12 protein-coding genes and 1 tRNA gene are annotated in these 20,324 nt (G+C 68.1%); 6 read left to right on the top strand and 7 right to left on the bottom strand.

Going from position 1 to position 20,324, the window contains the following annotated elements; all coding sequences use genetic code 11:
• Positions 1-91: 91 nt before the first annotated feature.
• The 3 genes from B4915_RS09315 to B4915_RS09305 are packed head-to-tail and all read right to left on the bottom strand — an operon-like array spanning position 92 to position 5,599.
• Entirely contained in the window at positions 92-1,867 is a 1,776-nt protein-coding gene (locus tag B4915_RS09315) for an AMP-binding protein (protein WP_105805504.1), read from the bottom strand.
• Positions 1,854-4,988 carry a DUF2207 domain-containing protein gene (locus B4915_RS09310; RefSeq protein ID WP_105805811.1) on the bottom strand — a complete coding sequence of 1,045 codons (3,135 nt, stop codon included), beginning with the start codon at positions 4,986-4,988 and terminating at the stop codon, positions 1,854-1,856. Before B4915_RS09310 ends, B4915_RS09315 begins: the two co-directional genes overlap by 14 nt.
• Before the next feature lie 50 nt (positions 4,989-5,038).
• On the bottom strand, positions 5,039-5,599 hold the full coding sequence (locus B4915_RS09305) for an adenine phosphoribosyltransferase (RefSeq protein ID WP_105805810.1): 561 nt from the start codon (positions 5,597-5,599) through the stop codon (positions 5,039-5,041).
• 187 nt (positions 5,600-5,786) lie between these two features.
• Between B4915_RS09305 and B4915_RS09300 the strand changes: the two genes are divergently transcribed.
• From B4915_RS09300 to B4915_RS09285, 4 genes are all read left to right on the top strand, one after another.
• Positions 5,787-5,863: transfer RNA gene (locus B4915_RS09300), tRNA-Arg, on the top strand.
• Positions 5,864-6,220: 357 nt separating this feature from the next.
• On the top strand, positions 6,221-7,606 hold the full coding sequence (locus B4915_RS09295) for an MFS transporter (protein ID WP_105805503.1): 1,386 nt from the start codon (positions 6,221-6,223) through the stop codon (positions 7,604-7,606).
• 154 nt (positions 7,607-7,760) lie between these two features.
• Positions 7,761-7,952, top strand: coding sequence for a DUF4113 domain-containing protein (locus B4915_RS09290; protein ID WP_105805502.1), 192 nt, complete (start codon positions 7,761-7,763; stop codon positions 7,950-7,952).
• A gap of 9 nt (positions 7,953-7,961) precedes the next feature.
• Positions 7,962-8,360 carry a VOC family protein gene (locus tag B4915_RS09285; RefSeq protein ID WP_105805501.1) on the top strand — a complete coding sequence of 133 codons (399 nt, stop codon included), beginning with the start codon at positions 7,962-7,964 and terminating at the stop codon, positions 8,358-8,360.
• Here the strand turns inward: B4915_RS09285 and B4915_RS09280 are convergent.
• Positions 8,336-8,806 (bottom strand): helix-turn-helix transcriptional regulator, encoded by a 471-nt coding sequence (locus B4915_RS09280; RefSeq protein WP_181158522.1) that lies wholly within the window; start codon positions 8,804-8,806, stop codon positions 8,336-8,338. The two genes, B4915_RS09285 and B4915_RS09280, sit on opposite strands and share 25 nt — an antisense overlap.
• 542 nt (positions 8,807-9,348) lie before the next feature.
• On the opposite strand from B4915_RS09280, the gene B4915_RS09275 reads away from it, so the two are divergent.
• Entirely contained in the window at positions 9,349-9,888 is a 540-nt protein-coding gene (locus B4915_RS09275; protein ID WP_105805499.1) for a pyridoxamine 5'-phosphate oxidase family protein, read from the top strand.
• Positions 9,889-9,958: 70 nt separating this feature from the next.
• Here the strand turns inward: B4915_RS09275 and B4915_RS09270 are convergent, their stop codons facing one another.
• The 3 genes from B4915_RS09270 to B4915_RS14700 form a co-directional block, all read right to left on the bottom strand.
• Positions 9,959-11,692: a sigma-70 family RNA polymerase sigma factor gene (locus B4915_RS09270; protein WP_105805498.1), complete on the bottom strand. Its 1,734-nt coding sequence runs from the start codon at positions 11,690-11,692 to the stop codon at positions 9,959-9,961.
• 409 nt (positions 11,693-12,101) lie between these two features.
• Entirely contained in the window at positions 12,102-15,578 is a 3,477-nt protein-coding gene (locus B4915_RS09265; RefSeq protein ID WP_181158521.1) for an isopeptide-forming domain-containing fimbrial protein, read from the bottom strand.
• A 201-nt stretch (positions 15,579-15,779) separates the two neighbouring features.
• Positions 15,780-15,971, bottom strand: coding sequence for an LPXTG cell wall anchor domain-containing protein (locus B4915_RS14700; protein ID WP_181158520.1), 192 nt, complete (start codon positions 15,969-15,971; stop codon positions 15,780-15,782).
• 192 nt (positions 15,972-16,163) lie between these two features.
• On the opposite strand from B4915_RS14700, the gene B4915_RS09255 reads away from it, so the two are divergent.
• On the top strand, positions 16,164-20,258 hold the full coding sequence (locus B4915_RS09255) for a DUF7927 domain-containing protein (RefSeq protein WP_181158519.1): 4,095 nt from the start codon (positions 16,164-16,166) through the stop codon (positions 20,256-20,258).
• Positions 20,259-20,324: the final 66 nt, after the last annotated feature.

The following is a 20,324-nucleotide window of genomic DNA, read 5'->3' as shown; positions in this document are numbered from 1 at the left end:
CGAGCCCGAAGCGCTCGGGGACTTCACCCCGGCACGGCCCGCCGCAGTCATGCGGGCACGCTCAGCCCCGCCGCTTCAGCCCTTCAGCCCTTCAGCCCTTCAGCCCCGGGAAATCCTCCTCGCGCCACTCGGTCTCGATCCGGCGCCCCTCGCCGTACGCGGACACCTCGCGCTGCCGCAGTTCGACCCGCCGGATCTTGCCCGAGCTGGTCTTGGGCAGCTCGAAGAACTCGACCCGGCGCACCCGCATGTACGGCGGCAGCGCCGCGCGGGCGTGCGCGAGGATCGCGTGCGCCGTGTGCTCGTCGGCCTCGACGCCGGCGGCGAGCGCCACATAGGCCTTCGTCACGTTGAGGCGCGTCTCATCGGGGGCGCCCACCACCGCGGCCTCGGCGACGCTCACGTGCTCGATCAGCGCGCTCTCGACCTCGAAGGGCGAGACCTTGAAGTCGCTCGACTTGAAGATGTCGTCGGTGCGGCCCACGAAGGTGAGCACCCCCGAGTCGTCGCGCACCGCCACGTCACCCGTGCGGAAGAGCCCGCCGGCCGTCGCCCGCGCGGTCGCCCCGGGGTCGCCGAAGTAGCCGGGCATGAGGTTCACGGGCGCGAGGCGCGGGGGCGCCTCGGCGTCCCGATCCGGCTCCGGGTCCGCCTCGTCGGTCCGCAAGCAGATCTCGCCCTCCTGCGCCTCCTCGCCGGTGACCGGGTCGACGAGCACGACATCGACGCCGGGGAGCGGCAGGCCCATCGCCCCGGGCACGACCCGGTCACCCGGCATATTGCCGATGAGCGCCGTCGTCTCGGTCTGGCCGTAACCGTCGCGGATGTCGAGCCCCCACCACTCGCGGATGCGCGCGATCACCTCCGGGTTGAGCGGCTCGCCCGCGGAGACGAGCTCGCGCAGTGCGCGCGGCCGCCGCTCGAGGCGGTGCTGGATGAGCATGCGCCACACGGTGGGCGGCGCGCAGAAGGTGGTGACCCCGTGGCGGTCGAGCTCGGCGACGAGGAACTCGGGGTCGAAGCGGGGCGAGTTGACGACCAGGATCGTCGCGCCCACGTGCCACGGGCTGAAGAAGCTGGACCAGGCGTGCTTGCCCCAGCCGGGTGCGCTGATCACGAGGTGCACGTCACCGGGCCGCACCCCGATCCAGGCCATCGTCGAGAGGTGCCCCACCGGGTAGCTGGTGTGCGAGTGCACCACGATCTTCGGCAGGCTCGTGGTGCCCGAGGTGAAGTAGAGCAGCGCCGGGTCGGTGCTGCGGGTCGCCTTCGCGATGGGGGCGAGCGAGGCGGCGCTCGACTCCTCGTAGCGGTGCCAGTCGTAGAGCTGCGCGCGATGGTCACGGGAGGCGGTGTCGAGGCCGACGCCCACCCCGCGGTAGTCGCCAGGCACCTCGGCGAACTTGACAGCGTCCTCGGCGGCGGCGAACACCCACCGGACGCTGCCGCGCTCGACGCGGTCCTGCAGCTCGTGCGCGCCGAGCACGACCGAGGTCGGCAGGATGACCACGCCGATCTTCATCGCGGCCAGCATGATCTCCCACAGCTCGACCCGGTTGCCGAGCATGAGCATCGCCACGTCACCGCGTCGCGCCCCGATCGATCGCATCCACTGCGCCACCTGGTCGGAGCGCCGCTTCAGCTGCGCGAAGCTCCGTACGGTCTCGCCGCCGCCCTGCTCGACGATGTGCAGCGCGGTCGCGTCGTTCCCCTCTGCGATGCGGTCGAAGACGTCGTGCGCCCAGTTGAAGTCGGGGCCGACCTCCGGCCAGCGGAACTCGGCGCGGGCGCGGGCGGGATCGCCGGCGAGCGCGAGCAGCTGGTCGCGGGCGGCGAAGAACGCGGCGGACGGGTCATGGTGCGTCATGGGGACCATTCTGCACCGTGCCGCTCCTCCTGCCGACCATGATCATCTGCGCGAACACCCCCGTCAGCATCAGCGCACCGAGCCACACCCCGCCCCAGATGCGCTGATCACCGCCCGGCATGGGTAGGAGCGCCCAGCAGAACAGCACGCACTGCGCCGCCGCGGCGAGCGGGATCGCGCCGAAGGCGATGGTGCGCAGCGAAGCGCTCGCGCGCCGGCGCAGGCGCAGCGCGAAGACGAAGGTCCCCGCCGAGGCTGCGGCCACCGCCCCGGCCAAGGCGAGCACCGTCGCGTACGGGAGCTGATACGCGCTGCGATACCGCTCGTAGCCGTCCACGTCCACGTTCGAGAAGGTGCCTGCGGGGAAGTTCAGCACCGCGCCGAGGTCCCCGGTGAGGTCCAGCTCGTACTTCTCGAGGCCCGCGTTGATCTCCTCAGACACTCCCCACGGCCCGGCGGGGGTCTCCGAGCCCAGGTCCTCGGCCACGCGTGACTGCACCGCGTCCGCGTCGAGCGAGACGATGAGCGATCCGTCGCCGCCGTTCCGCTCCTCGCCGATGCGCAGATCATGGAGCACGGAGTCCTCAAGGCCCTCCCCGAGATACACGCGCTGCTCGGACACCCACGGCCGGAACCCGTTGCCACGCTCGGCGGGCACCCGTTCCGCGTCCCGGTCCGAGGCGATCCAGCCGCCGGTCCGGATCTCCGCGACCAGCTCGGGGGCCACCGTGAGCTCGACGCGCAGCGGACGGACGGGTGCGCTGCCGTCGAAGGGGTTGGCGGGGTTCGTGTAGTAGCTGTCCTCCCAGAAGCCGAGCGCTGCGGCCCAGCGCAACTGCTGCTGCGAGTCGGGCCCGTCCGGCGCGTCGACCACGGGCCTCGACAGCGTGTACCGGACCTCGACGTCGGAGGGCCCGTCGCGCACCTCCGACATCCGCGTCACCATCGCCGTGGTGTGCGCCCCCGCGGTCTCCGCGAAGGGCACCTCCTCGCCATCCACCCGCACCGATTCGACGGCGAGGCCGAGGCTCTGCCCGAGCCGCTCGCGCGGCCATTCCCGCGCGAGCTGCGGCACCGAGGAGCCGCCGGGCGTGAACCGGACCCGCAGTCGCTCGGTCACGCTCAGCCGGGCGCCCGCCTGTTCGTCGCGATCCAGCTCCGCCGCGATGTCGAAACCCTCGATCTGCGCCCAGATCGCGCCGGGGGCGTTCGAGCTCGGCCAGGTGACGAACTCGGCCTGCTCGTAGGGGGAGGGTCGCGTGGAGACGGTGAAGATCGCGGCGGCGAGCGTCGCGAGGGCGAGCAGCAGCGCCAGGATCGCCGGCATCGAGACGAAGTGCTCGGTGCGCCAGCCGCGCCACAGCCAGCGGTCGCCGGACTCCTGAGCGGCGAGGCGGGCGACGCCCCGGCCCCCGCGCCGCGGGCCGACGCCGAGCAGCGCGTAGGGCAGCAGCGGATCGTCGACGGGGCCGCGGTCCACGAGCCGCGTCGCGCGCGCGTAGGCGTCGATCCCCTTCAGCTGCTGCATCGCGAGCGCACCCGCGCGGGTCAGCGGCCGCGGTCGCCACACCGCCCAGACGGTGAGAAGTGCCAGCACCGTGGAGCACAGCACGAACAGCGCCGGCCACCAGACGACGGTGAGCATCACCTGATGCGAGAGCTGCCGCAGCAGCCCCCACTGGAGCAGGGCGATGGCGAGGGAACCGAAGATGAAGCTGTCGCGCACGTAGCTGTCCGGCACCCAGCGCAGCTCGGCCGCGACGGCCCGGTCGTCGCGATCCCAGCGCGCCTGTCGGCGCAGCACGCTCGGGAGGTTGCCGAGCCGGCCGGCACGCATGCCTGCTCGCGCCACCGCGGTCAGCCACTGCCGAGAGGGGGGCTCGGCGCGCTCCTTGCGCCGCTTCCGCCCGGGCCGAGGAGGCACGCCCCGGCTCAGCGCGTCGATCAGCTCCGCATGCCAGGGCCGCTGGCGCAGCTGCGCGGCCTCCGCGGCGGTGAGCTCGTCGGGCGGCTCGGCGCGCGGCAGATACCACGGCTCACCCGCGCTGTCCGCCCACACCACGCGACGGGCCGCCAGGGCGAACAGCGCGAAGACGCCGAGCACGGCGAGCGGCAGCAGCGGCCCCCAGCTCTGCCACCAGAACAGGGCCGTCGTCGCCGGCAGGGTGAAGGTGCCCCGCTCGAAGCTGAGGTCGATCACGAGGTCGGGGTAGGGCGGCAGCGTGTCGTCGTTGGTGAAGGCGTAGCGCACGCCCTCCGCGGTCTCGGCCTCGGGGCTGAGCCATGCCGTGCCGCCGATGAGCAGCCAGCCGACATGGGCCCGCGGCGCGCGCAGCAGCGCCGCGTCGAGCTCCGGCGTCAGCGTCACGGAGACCGCGAGGCCCTTCGTGGCCTGCGGCCAGCTCGCGCCGAGCAGATCCCAGGACCACCGCTCGACTTCGGTGCCGGTTGCGTCGTCGTGCTTCTCGGTCACGAGATCGCGCAGCGCGAAGGAGAGTTCGATCTCGCTCGAACCCTCGAAGCGTTCCCCGCCGGGCGGGGAGATCAGCACGCGCGTCACGGTCGCGCCCCGCCGGAGTTCCACCTCTGCGGGTTGCCCGTCGACGGTTGCGGAGCTGAGTTCGAAGCCGGTGTCGCGCCCCTGGAACTCGGTCGGGAAGACCCGTTCGATCCGCGCCTCGGGGCCGTTCGTGAAGTTGGCCGTGTAATGCTCGGTGCCGGTCACCGCGAAGCGGCCGCCGGGGTCGCGCGAGACGGCGTAGTCGATCCGCGCGTCGCTGGCGATCCAGTCCACCTCGTCGATCTTCGCCGAGGCGAGCACATCGTCGATGTCGAGCGGCTCGTTGACGATCGGGCCGACGAGGAGGAAGGCTCCGACGAGTGCGACGATCGCCCAGAGCGCCCGGATCGCGTTGCGCACGGTCGCGTCCCCGCGCGCTCGCAGACGCGCCTCCACGGCGGTGAGGATCCGGGCGAGCCACGCGAACAGCGGCGTGTGGGCGGGCTGCGGGTCGGGAATGCGGCCCGAGTTCAGCAGTTCCGGGTCGGAGCCGGCGAGATCGAAGGGGTCGAACCCGGGTTCGCTTCCCCGCCGCGGCCCCCGTCTCCGTCCCCGTCTCATGCGTTCCGCCACGGCGGTGCGAAGTCCCTGCGCGCGATCATGGCACCGCCTCAGCTGTGGAAGACGGTGTGCAAGGCGGGATCACCGAAGGCCTCGCGGCCGCCGAGCCCGTCGATCTCGAAGAGGATCGCCGTTCCGGCGGTGACATAGCCGAGCTCTGCGAGCAGGGTCCGGGCGGCGATCAGCGTGCCGCCGGTGGCGAGCACATCGTCGATGAGCAGGACGCGCGACCCGGCGGGCAGATCGTCGTGCGCCTCGATCTCGGCCGTGCCGTATTCGAGCGCGTACCTCGCGCTGGCGGCGGGCCGGGGCAGCTTGCCGGCCTTGCGGATCGGCATGAGCCCGGTCCCGCTCGCGTAGGCGGCGGGGCCCGCCAGCAAGAAGCCGCGCGCTTCGAGCCCGGCGACCACGTCGAAGGCGCCGCGGAAGGGCGCGATGAGCGCTTCGACGGTGGCACGCAGCGCCTGGCCGTCCGCGAGCAGGGGCGCGATGTCGCGGAACAGGATCCCGGGCGAGGGGTAGTCGGGCACCTCGCGGATCAGGCGGCGCGCGCGTTCGAGCTCGGCGGGGTGGGGGCTCTGCGGACCGCTCGGTTCCGCCTGCTCAGTGATCGTGTCGGGCACGCGATCCAGGGTACCGGCACGCGGCCGCCTGGCGCTCGAAGCACCCGGCCATGTATCCGGCCGTGCGCGCGGCCCGCCGGTTCTCGCGGGCGCCCGGCACTGACGCGCCCGGGCGACCGCGATTTTCCTTTTCCCCACCGCTCGTGTAATGTCTTTCTGGTCGGGAAGCCGATGTGCGCCCCTAGCTCAGCTGGATAGAGCATCTGACTACGGATCAGAAGGTCGGGGGTTCGAATCCCTCGGGGCGCGCCAATCACCTGAAACCCCCGTCGCGGAAGCGGCGGGGGTTTTGTGTTCCACGGGCGAGACGCTCTCGATCGGCAGGCGGCCGACCATGGAGTGACCACTCGAATCGCCAGCGCGCCATCTTTCCTCGCAACTCGCTCACTCCAGGCGCGGACACCGGACACAGAATGGTCCTGTTGATTCTGATATGCTGCCTCGGTGGCCGGCACGATGCCGGAGTGGTCGCGGAGAGCGATCCGGGCTGAAAACCCCGCATCACTCTCCTCGAAAGGGTCATCCCCCATGCCCGCCGCACCCCCCGAGACCACTTCACACTCGACGCTTCCGCACCCCTCAACAGACCGGATCAGCGGTCGAGACTTGATGGTGCTGATCACCCTCGCTGCGGCACAGCTACTGGTGATCCTGGACACCACGATCGTGAACATCGCGATCCCCCAAGCTGCAGAGGCCTTGCAGCTGAGCGCGGACGGCCGTCAGTGGATCATCACTGCATACGCGCTCACCTTCGGTGCCCTGCTGCTGATCGGAGGCAGGATCGCCGACTACTGGGGGCGCAAGCGCACCTTCATCCTCGGGCTGATTATCTTCGCCGCCGCTTCCCTGCTCGCGGGCGTGGCTACAGGCCCCGGCATGCTGATCGGCGGACGCGTTCTGCAGGGCGCTGGAGCCGCTCTCATGGCTCCCGCGGCTCTGTCGCTGGTCACCGTGACATTCCCGTCCGGCAAGGCCCGAAACATCGCCTTCGGCGTGCTCGGCGGCATCACCTCAAGCGGCGCAGCGGTCGGGATCCTGCTCGGAGGTGCGCTCACCGAATTCACCGACTGGCGCTGGTGCCTGCTCATCAACGTCCCCGTCGCGGCCGCCGCCGTCACTGCCGCGTCCTTGGCGCTGCGCGAAAGCCGAGCCGATGCACGCGGCCCCATCGATTGTGGCGGGGCCATCACGATCGCGCTCGGCTTGAGCGCGCTGGTGTACGGATTCACCCTCGCAGAGAGCGGCTGGATTGAGGGCGGCGCACTGCTGTTCGTCGCGATCTCCCTCGCGTTCCTCACCGCGTTCGTGATCATCGAGCTCAAGGTTGCGGCTCCGCTCCTCCCCCTGAGAGTGGTGCTGGACCGCAATCGCGGTGGCGCACTGATCGTGCAAAGCTGCGCTGGCGCCACAATGGCCACCGTTTCGCTCTATCTCACCTTCCACCTGCAGCAAGTCCTCGGGATGGCACCGCTGATCGCCGGCGTTGCCACGCTGCCCCTCGCGCTCACCATCGGCCTATCGATCCCGCTGTTGTTGCGACTCGTCAACCGGATCGGCCCGAAGCCGCTTCTGGTCGCCGGCCCGATCGTCGCAGCCATCGGCGGTGTTGTTCTCGCGCGCATTTCTGTCGCGGGTTCGTACTGGGGCGAGGTGCTGCCTGGGCTGATCGTCCTTGGTGTCGGGATGGCCGCTATCTTCATCCCCGCGCAGAATCTTGCCCTCTCACAGGTACGCCCCGAGGATGCCGGCGCTGCCGCTGCCGCGGCCAACGCCACCAACCAGATCGGCGGCGCCATCGGGCTCGCTATCCTCACAAACCTCTACGTGGCTGCTTCTGCTGGCGGTCAGACGCCCGAAGCTCTCGTGTCCGGCTACTCCGCGGTGTTCATGGGTACGTCAGTCGTCATGGCGGTTGCCGCCGTGGCCGCGCTCTTGCTCATCCATAAGCCGCAGCTCGGTGACCCTGGCGAGAACGTGGTCGCCATGCACTGACCCACGCAGACGCCCCTCCCCGTTTCGGGGTGAATCCCAGGAGGCACGGCAACACGGCCACTTCCGATCCTAAGAAATGGTGCCCCTCCCGTGAGACGCCGCGGTCACGCAGGTGCTCAGTGACGCTGTCCAGAAGAAAACGGGCGGCCGCGAGATGATCGGGCTCGGCTACGGCGGGCTCAGGCCGGGGGCCGTCCTGGACCCGGGGCCGTCCTGGTCGATGACGCGGGGAATGCTCACGCCGCGAGCCACGACGCGCTGGGATGAGCTTGCAACCGCCCGGGCCTCAGGCATGTCTGAGGCTGGTGGCCGTTCTGTTCAAGATCGGCTGACGTCTGGCTCGTAGCTTGGTTGCATGACACTTAAACTCGGCTTCATCGGCATCGTCACCCGTGACATGGGCTCCTCCCTTGCTTTCTACAGGTCCCTCGGCGTACCAATCGAGGAAGGTCAAGACACGGCACCGCACGTGGACGCCAAGCTCGATGACGGGGTGACCCTCGCCTGGGACACTGTCGAAACGATCCGTGACTTCGATCCCACCTACATGCCGGGCTCGGGCGGACATCGCATCGCCCTAGCGTTCGACAAGGGCTCTCCGGCCGCAGTGGATGCGGCGTTCGCGGCGCTGGTCGAAGCAGGCCACACCGCGCATGTCGAGCCGTGGGACGCCCACTGGGGCCAGCGATACGCCACCCTCCTCGACCCAGACGGAAACTCCGTCGACCTCTACGCCGAGCTCCCGGCGAACTGAGCGGGGGTGATGCCGACCAGTCTGCGAAACTCCCGGGTGAGGTGCGCCTGGTCGGCAAAACCCGCTGTGGCAGCAGCCTCCGAGGGTTTGGCTCCTCGCTCAAGGAGGTGTCGAGCGTTGGCGGCCCGCTGGATACGGACGAGGGTGGCGTATCCGTAACCGAAATCCGAGAGCATGCGTCGGCGGAACGTTCGCTCGGACTCTCCCAGCTCAGCGGCGACTGTGCGCACCGATGCGGCTCTCCCCGCTGCATGCCGAATGAAGTTCAGACGTCGACGGGGCGTGGCCATGCGATCGAGAACTCGGGCGGAGAGCGCGTCGGACAGGCCAGGGTCTCGGGCGACGGGAAGCATCGCCGCGCGCAGGCCGGCGGCGGCGTCGTGAGGTATGAGATCCTCAATTGCTGCTGCACGGTCCACCAGGTCGACGGGGCTCGTTCCCAGCACAGCACCAGCGAAACCCGGGGGCAGCCTCAATCCCACCGATCCACTGTCGCCATCGCTACTCGTGGCGATCCATCGGGTTGACGGCCCTGCAACGACCAGCTGACCGTCGCGCACGATGAGGTCGGTGCATCCATCAGCCGGAACCATGGACCCGAAGTCGCTCCGCGATTGCCACAGGGTCAAGCCCAAGGGCAATCGGGTCTCCAAGTACACCGCTTCATTCTTCCACGCCGTGACCCGACTGTCGGCGTGACCATCAGGCGGCGGCCCTTTCGTACTCGCCAATATGGATATGCCATGCGGTCTGCTCGCCGGAGAGCCTCTTCACACCGTGCGGTCGTGGATTTTCCCCCAGATCCTCAAACGCATCAAGGGACGAAGTGTTCGTGGCGGTCGATCGCCGCACGGCTGCCGGTCCTGACGCTACGGTGCAGCTCGGCCGGTCAATCCAGGACGAGCCGCACCGGCTGACGATCAGTTCGAGCGGTTGCGAGAAGCTACAAACGAATGCCCCCGACGCTCGCAACCGTTACTGTCGAGTCATGGGCAAGCTCTTCGAGGAAATCGACGCCAGGCTGGCCTCCTGGATCGAGGCTCAACCACTCTGGTTCGTCGCCACCGCACCGCTCGCGGAGAACGGGCATGTGAACGTATCTCCCCGCGGTCATGACACGCTATCCGTCCTCGGCCCGCGCCGCGTCGCCTGGGTCGACTACACCGGCAGCGGAGTCGAGACAATCGCGCACCTTCGCGAGAACGGACGCATCTGTCTGATGTTCCTGTCGTTCGACAGCCGCCCTCGGATCGTGCGACTCCATGGGAATGGTTCCGTTCTGCTCCCCGGCGATCCTGGTTTCGATGAGGTTGTCGATCGGCACCCGGACAACCCGAGCACGCGCGCCGTCATCACAGTAGACGTGACCAGGATCAGCGACTCTTGCGGGTGGGGAGTGCCGATCATGGATATGCGCGAGGAACGCGACCTCATTCGGCTCCATGCGGAAAAAAAGGGGCCGGCGGGGATGGAGGACTACCGCCGGGAGAAGAACACGCTCAGCATTGACGGCCTGCCTGGGCTGTAGCGGGCCATGGAATGGAGACATCGTGGGGGCGGTGCTCGACGCGACGGTGAGCTGATGCTGCAATGCGCGCCTACTGCTCCAGGGTCCGCCACCAGGTTCGCCTCGGGCCCTCGGATGTCGCTCCCTGCCAGAACCGGAGATCACCGAGCGCTGAACGCGCGTAGGCGACGATGATGAGCACTTCGCCCGGCGCCGTGGCGGGGACCTGCTGAGCGAGCATGCCCTGGGCGGTGGATTCCACATTCACCACCTGATTCTTCGTGGGTGCTGAGAGGCCGCTCACGCGAATCGTAGTCTGCCCTGGCCCGGAAGCATCCACCTGAATGTCGAGACCATAACCGACGTCATAGACGCCCAGATGCACCACGCCATCCTGGCGGCTCTCCCCCGAGAACGAGTACTCCTGATAGCCCGTAACGGTCACTTGACCCATGAGCTGTGTGGGCGTGTACGCCCAGCGGCCCTGAGCGTCCGCAGTAACCGTATCCTCAGCGGCCTGCCCGTTCTGATTCACCATGGCCAGATGCACGGTCGCATGCGGAGCGCCCTCACCGAGCAGCCGTGGATAGACGCCGACCTCGATCCCGTCTGCCGGGGTGGCTGTCAGCTGAGGCGGGGCACTCGGCGGGGCTTCAGTCAGCGAGTCGGCCGCGCCGTCGGCGTCCGCAGCATCCGCCGCCGCAGACTCGCCCGCCCCCGCCTTCGCGTCGTCGACCGGGTCCTCCCCCGTGCTCTCAGCAGGCCCAGCAGCTGCCCCGTCCGCGCCGCTCGCAGGATCCCGGTCCTCAGCCGTGCGGGCATCCTCGTGGCCATCGCTGTCCGCAAGCGTCTCCGCATACCGAACGGGGGCGTCCTCTGCGTGCAGCGTGCCTGGGCTCTGCGAATCGAGCGGTACTGAAAACACGATCGAAGCCGCCAGCGCCGCCACCGACAGCACCGCCAGCGGCGCCACCGCAGCCTTGGCCGCGCTGCTCCCGACGAGAGAACCCGCCTGCCCGGCGTGCGCGCTCCCCGATGCCACAGCCGCCGCCGGCGCGGCCCCCGACTGCAGCCATGCCGCATACCCAGTGAAGGCGGCACCGCCGAACACGGCGGGAAGGAGCACCATCGCCAGACGCTCATGCACACCTTCGGCCTCGCTGGAGAGCACCGCGCATCTGGTGCAGTTCTCGAAATGTTCGGCTAGCTTCCGCTCGGCTCGCGCAGTGGCCTTTCCCCGAACGAACTGCGGGAGTCTCTCCACCACCCATCGGCAGTCGGCGGATAGGCCAGATGCAGCTTCGAGGTTCGCAGCGATCCACGCCTGCTTGAACCCCTCACGGGCACGCTTCAGGAGCACGGACGCCGCATTGTCGCTCATACCCAGGTAAACGGACAGCTCCTGGACCTGGAGCCCCTCGACTTCCCGGTACCAGAGCGCCTCCTGCCACCGTGTCGGCAGCGACGAGAACACCTGTTGCGTGAATGCGCTCTTCAGCACCGTATCCGCCGTGTCCGGCATGTCCGTGGCCCGCGCATCGAAGACGTGGTCTTCGACACCGGTGATCTCGTCACCGCTCCGGCTGCGGGCCATGTTTCTGGCAACATTGCGGGCGGTCATAATCGCATAGGCGCGAAACGCGGTCTCCGGGCCGCGACCCTCCTGGAGCTGCTGCAGCAGGCGAAGGAACGTCTCCTGCACGACATCGTCGGCGTCGAAGCCGGTGAAGCACCGCACCGCAACGAGCAACGCGGAGTGGTGCCGCCGCCACAACTCCCCGTACGCGTCCATGTTTCCGCTGCGGGCCAGCTCGACCAGCACCATGTCAGATGCCGCAGCAACCGCGATACTCTTCACCGCTGCACCCGCGCACTGCGCGCCCGTGCCGCATGCACGCTATTCGCCCTCATCGCAGGGCGGATCGTATTCGTCAAGGTACTTCGGAACCTCCGTCAGAAATCCAGGACCGCTCGTGTCTATGTTTCTGAGTGGCTGAACTCCCCGACAGGCACTCGCCAGGAGCAACATAATCTTGAAGCCACACTTCTGTCGTTCAGATTCCCTGTTGCGCCCGACTTCGCCCGCCAGGCCAGCTCCCCTGCGCCTGGCGGGCGACGTCATACTCGACGTCTGTACCGAGCCTAGACGCTTCCCCCGCTCAGTGCGCTGAAGGAGCGGGATCAGTGTCATGATCGACACTCACCCCGCCCCTCCATCGCGGGCGCGTGCTCTCCTAGCCGGCGACCACGCGAGAGCGACGCCGCTGCACCCACAGAATGAACGCGATCACCAGACCGGCACCGCCAGCCCCGAGGAAGATCGCAAACGTCCCTGTCCCTCCGGTGAGCGGCAACTGCGGAACCTCCGACTGCACATTCTCGATGGGGACTTCGAACGCCGTTTCACCGCGCACGGTGATCTGACGCGGCGTGTCGTCGAGAACATACCCCGCGGGGGCGCGCGTCTCCGTCAGAACATAGTCCCCGGCAGTGAGCCCGGTGATCCTGAACTTCCCCGGCTCCGGATCCACATCGGCATCACGGCACCCGGCGGCCGTGTCTGCGATGCAATCCTTCACCGCGATCGGGGAGCCGATCGGGCTGCCCTTCGAATCGACTCGCACCAGCGACCACTCCGAAGCAGCGAGATGCTCGGTCGTGTCTCCCGCGTTCACCTTCTCCCACGAGAGCGCCGAGGTGTCGACCTTGATCCCTGCGGGATCGCAGGATTCATCGACCTCCGTGTCTGCGGGGATCGCGCACGCGTTGTTGATCAGCGGCCCGCCAGCGGCTTCGTCGCCCAGCACGATCGAGTACTCGATCGTGACCGCGTTGTCGTCGCCAGGAAGGAGCTCCGGGATCACGGCCCCGGCCGCGAGGCCGTCCGGCAGTGGCTTCAGGGAGGCGAGATCCACCCGGTCATCCGTGATCCGCACATCGGTGAGCGCTTGGTCGCCCGTGTTGGTCACGACCAGGCGGTACCGAACCGTCTCCCCCGCGTAGCGGGTGGGGTAGTCGTCCACGTTCTGCGCGTCGTGCCATTCCCCGGCGGAGTCCTGCACGTACTTTTTCAGGGCGATCGAATTGACTGCTGCGATCTCGAATCTGCTCGAGGTACGCATCTTGAGCTTGGTCCGCTCAGCACGCGCCTCTGCGACATTCACGTAGACGTCTTCAGCTGCTGCCCCCGCGGTGATCACGGGGATGGTGAACTCCTGCTGTGCGGACGGTGCCAGCGCGGGCCCGATGACGCGCACTGCCGTCGCGTCGGGCATGAACGTGGTATCCCAACCCGCCGTATTCCCGCTCGGGTCGTTCGCCGCTCCATTCGCCGGGTCCGCAGGGTCGGCCTTCAGCGTCGCGGGGTCGGCCCGGGTGTAGTAGACGGTAGCGCCGGCGACCGCCTGAACCGGTCCGCTCAGCTGGTAGTCACCGGAGAACTGCGTTCCCCGGCCGTCACCGTTGTAGGGGAGCACATCGATCGTGTCCGTGAACGCTTGCGGCCTGACGTCTGCTGAGGTGATTCGCACCGTCCACGAGTCCTGTGCGGTGCCATCCTGGTGGGGGACCTTTGTGTGCTCCGCAGTCTTGGTGAGGAGGGTCAGCCCGCTCTCGCGGATCGTGGTCGTGGCGTTCGCTGTTGCCCGGTGCTGGCCGATGCTCGAAGCGGCGGAGTTCACGATCTTCGCTCCGGGAACGGCGGTGCCCGGGATCGTCGCTTGGAAGGTGATGACGTAGTCCGTATTCGTGTTGACGGTTGCGAAGTCCCAGGTGAGGGTTTGCCCGCTCACCGAGCTCGGAGCCACTGAAGCGCTGCCGGGCACGAAGCTCATCCCCGCCGGGAGGGTATCGACCACCTTGTAGCCGGGCACGGTGATGTTCGTCGCTCCTTCAGCGCGGTAGCGCAGCGTGTAGGTGACCGTTGCGCCGGGGATCGTCTCGCTCGCATCCACTTCCTTAGTGATGGTGGGCTGGGCTGCGATCACCCGCATGACGTCCCGGAACGCTCCGGTGAAGGGGTAGCGAGAGTTCGGTGTGGCTGTGCCGTAGGCCGGCTTCTTCGCCGGGTCCATCTCTCGCTGCGGGGACACCCAGGCGTCCGAACCGAGCTTGTACGACCCCCACTCCCAGATGTCCTGGCCTTCTGGGACTCCTGCCTTGATCTTCGAGTCGACATACAACATCACCAACTCACGACCGGTCATGTCGAAGCCGCTCTGGTTCCCGATAGCAGCGCGGACGGCTTTCACGCGGCTTCGATCTGCCGGCGGAGTGGAGACCCAGTCGCTGGTTCCCCAGCCGGTATCGCAGTTGAATCCGTTCGGGTTGTAGGAGGAGCTGCTGGGATTCACCAGGGGGTCGGCGCCCACGTAGTACCACTCCGTGACGTTCGGGTCTGGTGTGACTTTCCCGCCACTGGACACACCCACGGCGGCCTGCTCGAACTCGACGTACTTCGTGTCGAGAATGGTGCACACCTGGTTCGTCGTGGTGTTCGTCGTCGGCACGACCCCAACGCCCTGACGGACCGGACCGCCGGCAAACTGCCGGAACGTGTCATCCCAGTAGCTCCCGATCGGGCGCGGCCTCATGGCTTGAGGCTGCCATCCGCCGGTGGCGCTGCCACGCGTGTAGCTCACCGGGTGAGCATTGTTCGCGGGATCGTCAGCGGAGGTCGCACTGGAATTCTGGGCGGTGTACGTCGGCGCGCTCGCCGTCACCGTGAGGTTGCCCGGAGCCGTGTACGAGAAGAACATCCTGAGCTTCCCCGATGCGATCACATTCCAGCCCGAAGGCAGGTCGATCCCGGCGCCGTCCTGCGTCGGATAAGACGCCTGTGTGTAGTTCAGTCCGCTCAGGGTGAGCGTGAAGTTGTTCTTCGAGTCGCGCGTGATCGTGCATGAGGGGAATGCGGCCCGCTGGTCCGCAGGAGCGGCGCCATCGGATCTCGGATACCCGGAGAAAACGAGGTCCAGAGCCTGGCACGGGCCGCTCCCCAAGAGCTGTATATCCTGGTTCAGCGAGTCGGTGACCTGGATGCGGTACGAAACCGAGCCGGGACCCGCGGGTCCATTGGGTCCGTGCCGGAGCGACCACGGCAGCTCGAACTCTTGATTCGCTCCGTTCTGGCTGGGGCGACTCGTCGCCGTCCCGTCGAACTTCAGATCCATCGCGAACACGTTCGTCACGGACAGGGGAGGCAGTTCCGCGGAGGCGGCACCCGCGCTCCCGGACACGGTGACGCGCTCGCCATCCACGGCCTGCACCGACATCCCGGTGATCACGAGTTCGGCGGTGCCCTGGTCCCGTGTTCCGAGGTTGCACGTCATCGTCTTGCCGTCTGCAGAAATCGACGAGGCCGGGCTGACCCCCTCGACCTTGCACACGCTGGGAAGCGTGGTGAACACCGCCCCCTGTGCGGCGAAGGTGAGGGTGACGTTGTCGACGGGATCGTTCGTGGGCGCGGGACCGTCGTCGTTGATGTTGTAGCGCCACGTCGTGCTGACCACGTCACCGGTCTTGACCGTGCCCGGGGTGTTCTCGCCCCACGCGCCCTCGATTTCATAGACGGTGGCAGCCTGGGCCGACGCGGGAAGCTGTGCGGCGGCGAGGCCGCCCAGAACCACCACTGCCAGAGAAGCCGCACTGACCTTCCTCAACCGGGCTCGCAGGCGTTGTGAATGCGAAGGTGCCGGATCCTGCGGCGGCACTGCTCTGACACTGGATGTGACCATAGTTCCGTTCCTCGAAGTTGTTCGAAGCTTGCTCAGGCAACGACTCGGGTGCACCCGACTGCATCACCCCTCGGAAGAGGGACGGGCAATGGGGATTCTTGCTGGGTGAGCAGGGGCTCGATAGACGCCGGATCTGTGTGGGCCGCGGAAGCGCGACCCACACAGATGCGTGCCTATTTAGGCGTCCAGGTCCTGCCGGCGGCGGTTCACCAGCACGAGCCCCGCAGCGATGGCGACCGCTGCGATCGCAGCTGCGATGAGCATGGCCTGACCTGCAGCACCGGTGAGGGGCAGCTCGGGCACGTCCTGCTGCGTGTTCACGATGTCGACGTTGTCCGAGACGGTGGTCTCGCCGATCTTCACGGCCACCGCAGTGAACGGATCAGCCGGGAGGACGTAGCCCGCGGGAGCTGCGACCTCCTTGAGGACGCGGTGTGGGGGCTGAGCTTCTCGAATCCCGCGATAGCAGCGGGACCGAATACAGAAAAGAGCTCGTCCATGCATCACCCGCCTCCCTCGGGGTCACTCCCGAGGCGCCGCTCAGCCACGTCTCTCAAGCGCTTGCTCGCCGGAACCCTCGCGGTCGCCGTCGTCGGCGCGGGCATGTCCCTGGCGAGCTTCACGCTTGCCCCCTCCGATCCCGCGCACGCGGCACCCGGTGACGCCTTCAGCCCGGCAGCGCCAACCGTGTTCATCGCCCAGGAGACGCCGACGCAGCTGCAGCGAGCGGAGACCACGGGCACCGGCAAGTTCGCCTTCATCGACGAAGGCGGTCCCTCGGTCACGACCTACAACGCCATCGGCTTCAACACGGCGGACAACTACATCTACGGCATGGTCTCCGGCGCCTCCAGCGCAACCACCGCCTTTCCCTTCGGCGCTCTGGTACGCGTGGGCCAGGACGGCGTCACCCAGCGCGTAGGCACCCAGGTGTATCGCCACCCCGACGGCACTACGGCCTTCTACTCGGGCGCGTTCAACCCGGCCGACGGACTCTTCTACGTCGGGACCGCGGAGAAGTCTTCCGTCCTCGCGATCAATGTCGCCACCGGCGCGCAGCGCACCATCACCCTCTCGGCGAATCTGGGGGCATTCGACTTCTCGTTCAAAGACGGCTTCGGATGGGGCGCGGACGCCACGGGCACGCTCTTCCGCTACAACTTCACCACGGGTGAGGTCCGGACGTTCCCCAATACGCTGCCCGCCGGCGGTTCGCCATACGGCGCCTCCTGGACCTTCGGCAATGGGAACCTGGGTTTCTCGGACAACGGCTCGGGTGACGTCTTCCAGCTCGCAATCCAGAACGCGGCTTCGAACAACCCGACATTCACCGTGTTCCCGGGAGTCGACGGTCCCCATTCCTCGCTGAACGACGGCACCGCGATTCCGGGCCTCCCGGCCGACCTCTCGATCTCGAAGACGGGACCGGCGTCCTTCACCCCCGGCAACCGGATCAGCTACGACGTCAGGGTGACCAACAACGGCGAGGGCGTCTCCAGCGGATGGACCGTGACCGACTCGCTCCCCGCCGGCCTCACCAACCCGACCGTGATCGGCAACGTCACGCCCAACATCTCCGGTTCCAACGTGACGGTGAGCGGCGGCCGCCTGGGGGTGGACCAGTCGATCACCTTCCGGATCGAAGCGGACGCGAACGCGAACCCGTCCGAGTGCATCGTGAACGGCGCCTCCGTTCTCGGCAACGAGGAGGATCCGAACGCGGAGAACAACACGGACGACACCCGATCCTGCGCGCCAGGCCTGTCGATCGCCAAGACCTCGTCCGCGGGTGCGGACTCCGCCGTCGGTGACGTGGTCGACTACGAGATCACGCTGACCAACACCAGCGAGGCGGACTTCACGGCCGCCAACCCTGCCTCCTTCACCGACGATCTCACGCGAATCCTCGACGACGCGACGTTCAACAACGACCTCGCGATCGCCTTCTCGGAGGGAACCACGAGTGCAACGCCCACGCTCGACGGCACCGAGATCAGCTGGTCAGGTCCGTTGCTCGCCGGCGAAACGGCGACCATCACCTATTCGGTCACCGTGACGAACGCCGGCGACGGGACGGTGCTGAACACCGCCTGCATTCCGGAGGCGCTGTCCTCCGGCGAAGAGAACTGCGCATCGACGACGACGGAACTCCCGAAGCTCACGATCGCCAAAACCTCGAGCACCTCCGAGCTGCCCACCAACGGCGGCACGGTGAACTACCAGATCACGATCACGAACCAGGGGCCGGGCGACGCGACGGCGAGCAACCCCGCCTCATTCGAGGATGACCTGTCAGACGTGCTCGATGACGGCGACTTCGTGGATGGATCGTTGACGGCGTCCTCGGGCACCCCGGCGCGTGACGGGGATGCCCTGTCGTGGTCGGGACCCCTGGCAGCCGGCGACTCGGTGACGGTCTCTTACGACGTCGAATACGACGCGAACAAGGGCGGCACCAAGCAGCTGGTGAACGTGGCGTGCCTCCCGGTGGAGCTCGCCCAGGATCCCTCGGATCCGTGCCGCCAGGTGCAGATCCCCGGAGCCGCGCTGCAGCAGTGGAAGACCGCGGATCCGTCCTCGGGGAACGTCGCCGCGGGCGAGCAGATCACGTACACGCTGCACTTCCGGAACACGGGCCAGGCCGACGCGACGGTCGAGAACAGCGACGATCTGTCCGCCGTGCTCGATGATGCGAACCTCGTGTCGGGGCCGAGCTCCTCTGGCGCCGGCCTCTCCGCCACGCTGGACGGGAACACCGTCCGCGTCTCGGGCGCCGTCCCTCCCGGCGGGGACTACACCGTGTCGTACACCGTCGAGGTGCGGCCGTTCGCGGATCGCGGCGACAGCGTCCTGACGAACGCGCTCGCCCAGTGCGAGGCGAACGACACGGCCCTGTGCGATCCGATTGAGCACCGGGTCCCGCACCTGTCGATCGAGAAGAGCTCGGACGTGGAGACCGCCCGCACGGGCGACACGGTCACCTACTCGATCGAGGTCACCAATGACGGAACGGGCGCGTTCACCGCGGACGCCCCCGCAAGCTTCAGCGATGACCTGACGGGCGTGCTCGATGATGCCAGCTACGGCGAGGATGCGCAGGCGACATCTGGCACGGTGTCGTACGCGGCTCCGACGCTGTCGTGGGAGGGCGCGCTGGCGCCCGGCGAGTCCGCGACGGTGACGTACTCCGTCGTCGTCACGAACGAGGGCGATCACCAGCTGCTGAACGTGGCGTGCGCGCCCAACGCCGGAGAAGACCCTGCGTGTGCCGACAACGCCGTGCTGCTGCCCCACTTCGTGGTCTCGAAGAGCGTCGACCCCGCCTCCGGCACGAAGGTCGACGCCGGTCAGGTGGTGCGCTACACACTGTCCTTCGAGAACGACGGAACGGCGCCCGGCGGCATCGACTATCGCGATGACCTCGCCGACGTGCTCGACGACGCCGAGTTCGGCGACGGCCCCACGGCCTCCGATGCGGCGCTGACGGCCGTGCGCGACGGTGAGAACATCGGCGTGACGGGCACCCTCGCCGCGGGACAGGCCGTGACGGTGGACTACACGGTGACGGTCAAGCCCGATGGCGAGCGCGGCAACAACAGGCTCGGCAATGTGCTCGCCGACAGCGACAACCCGGACCCCGCATGCGGGGACGAGGGCGTGTCGTGCACGGAGAACCCGATCGGCGAGCTCACGACGTGGAAGAGCGTCGACCCGGCCTCCGGGACGACGCTGCGCGCCGGGGACACCGCCACCTACACGCTCCACTTCGAGAACACCGGCACCGCGCCGGTCGATGTCGCCCGCGATGACGTCCTCACGGCCGTCCTCGACGACGCCGACGTCACCACCCAGCCGGAGGCGTCCAGCGACGCGCTGACGGTCTCGCCGATCAGCGACGGCCGCTTCACCGTCACCGGCTCGCTCGATACGGGGGCGCAGGCCACCGTCACCTACACCGTCACGGTGAAGGCCGACGGGTCGCGCGGCGACGACCGCCTGGGGAACTTCCTCGTCCCGCAGGGCGAGGACCCGCCAGCGGAGTGCGTGCCGACCGCCGGCGAGCGCCCGAACTGCACCGTCAACCCCGTGTCCGCGGTGTTCGTGGAGAAGTCCTCGAACCCCGATTCGGGCGCCTCGGTGGAGGAGGGCCAGAACGTGACGTACACGCTGACCTTCACGAACCGTTCGGAAAGCGCCGACTCGGCGCCCGCCGCGATCGACTACACCGACTACATGAAGGACGTCCTCGACGATGCCACCCTCACCGCGGGGCCGGCAGCGTCCAGCACCGATCTCACGGCCGTGACCGAGGGGAACACGATCCGGATCACGGGCTCGGTGCCCTACGGCGAGGTGTACACCGTGTCCTACACGGTCAAGGTGAAGGCCTACGACCAGCAGGGCGACCATCAGCTCGATAACGTCGTCGCGATGACCGGTGTGGCGCCGGTGTGCACACCCGACTCGCCGCTGTGTACCCAGCACAACACAACGCCGCCCAAGCCGGGTCTGCCCGTCACCGGTGGCGAGATGGCGACCGCGGCACTCTGGACGACACTCGTGCTCCTGCTCACCGGTGGCGGGATCCTCTGGATCGCACGACGCCGCGCTCGCGCGGCCCGGGCGACGGAGAACTCGCGTCACCTGATCGAGTAACCGGGATCAGCTGCCTCTTCGGGGGCGGCTGCCATGAGGCGGGTGTGGCGCAGAACCGAAACCGGT

The sequence above is a fragment of the Leucobacter massiliensis genome, assembly GCF_002982315.1.
Taxonomy (GTDB): Bacteria; Actinomycetota; Actinomycetes; order Actinomycetales; family Microbacteriaceae; genus Leucobacter; species Leucobacter massiliensis.
The sequence above is the reverse complement of the archived record's forward strand: the minus strand, read 5'-3'. Positions and strand labels throughout refer to the sequence as shown.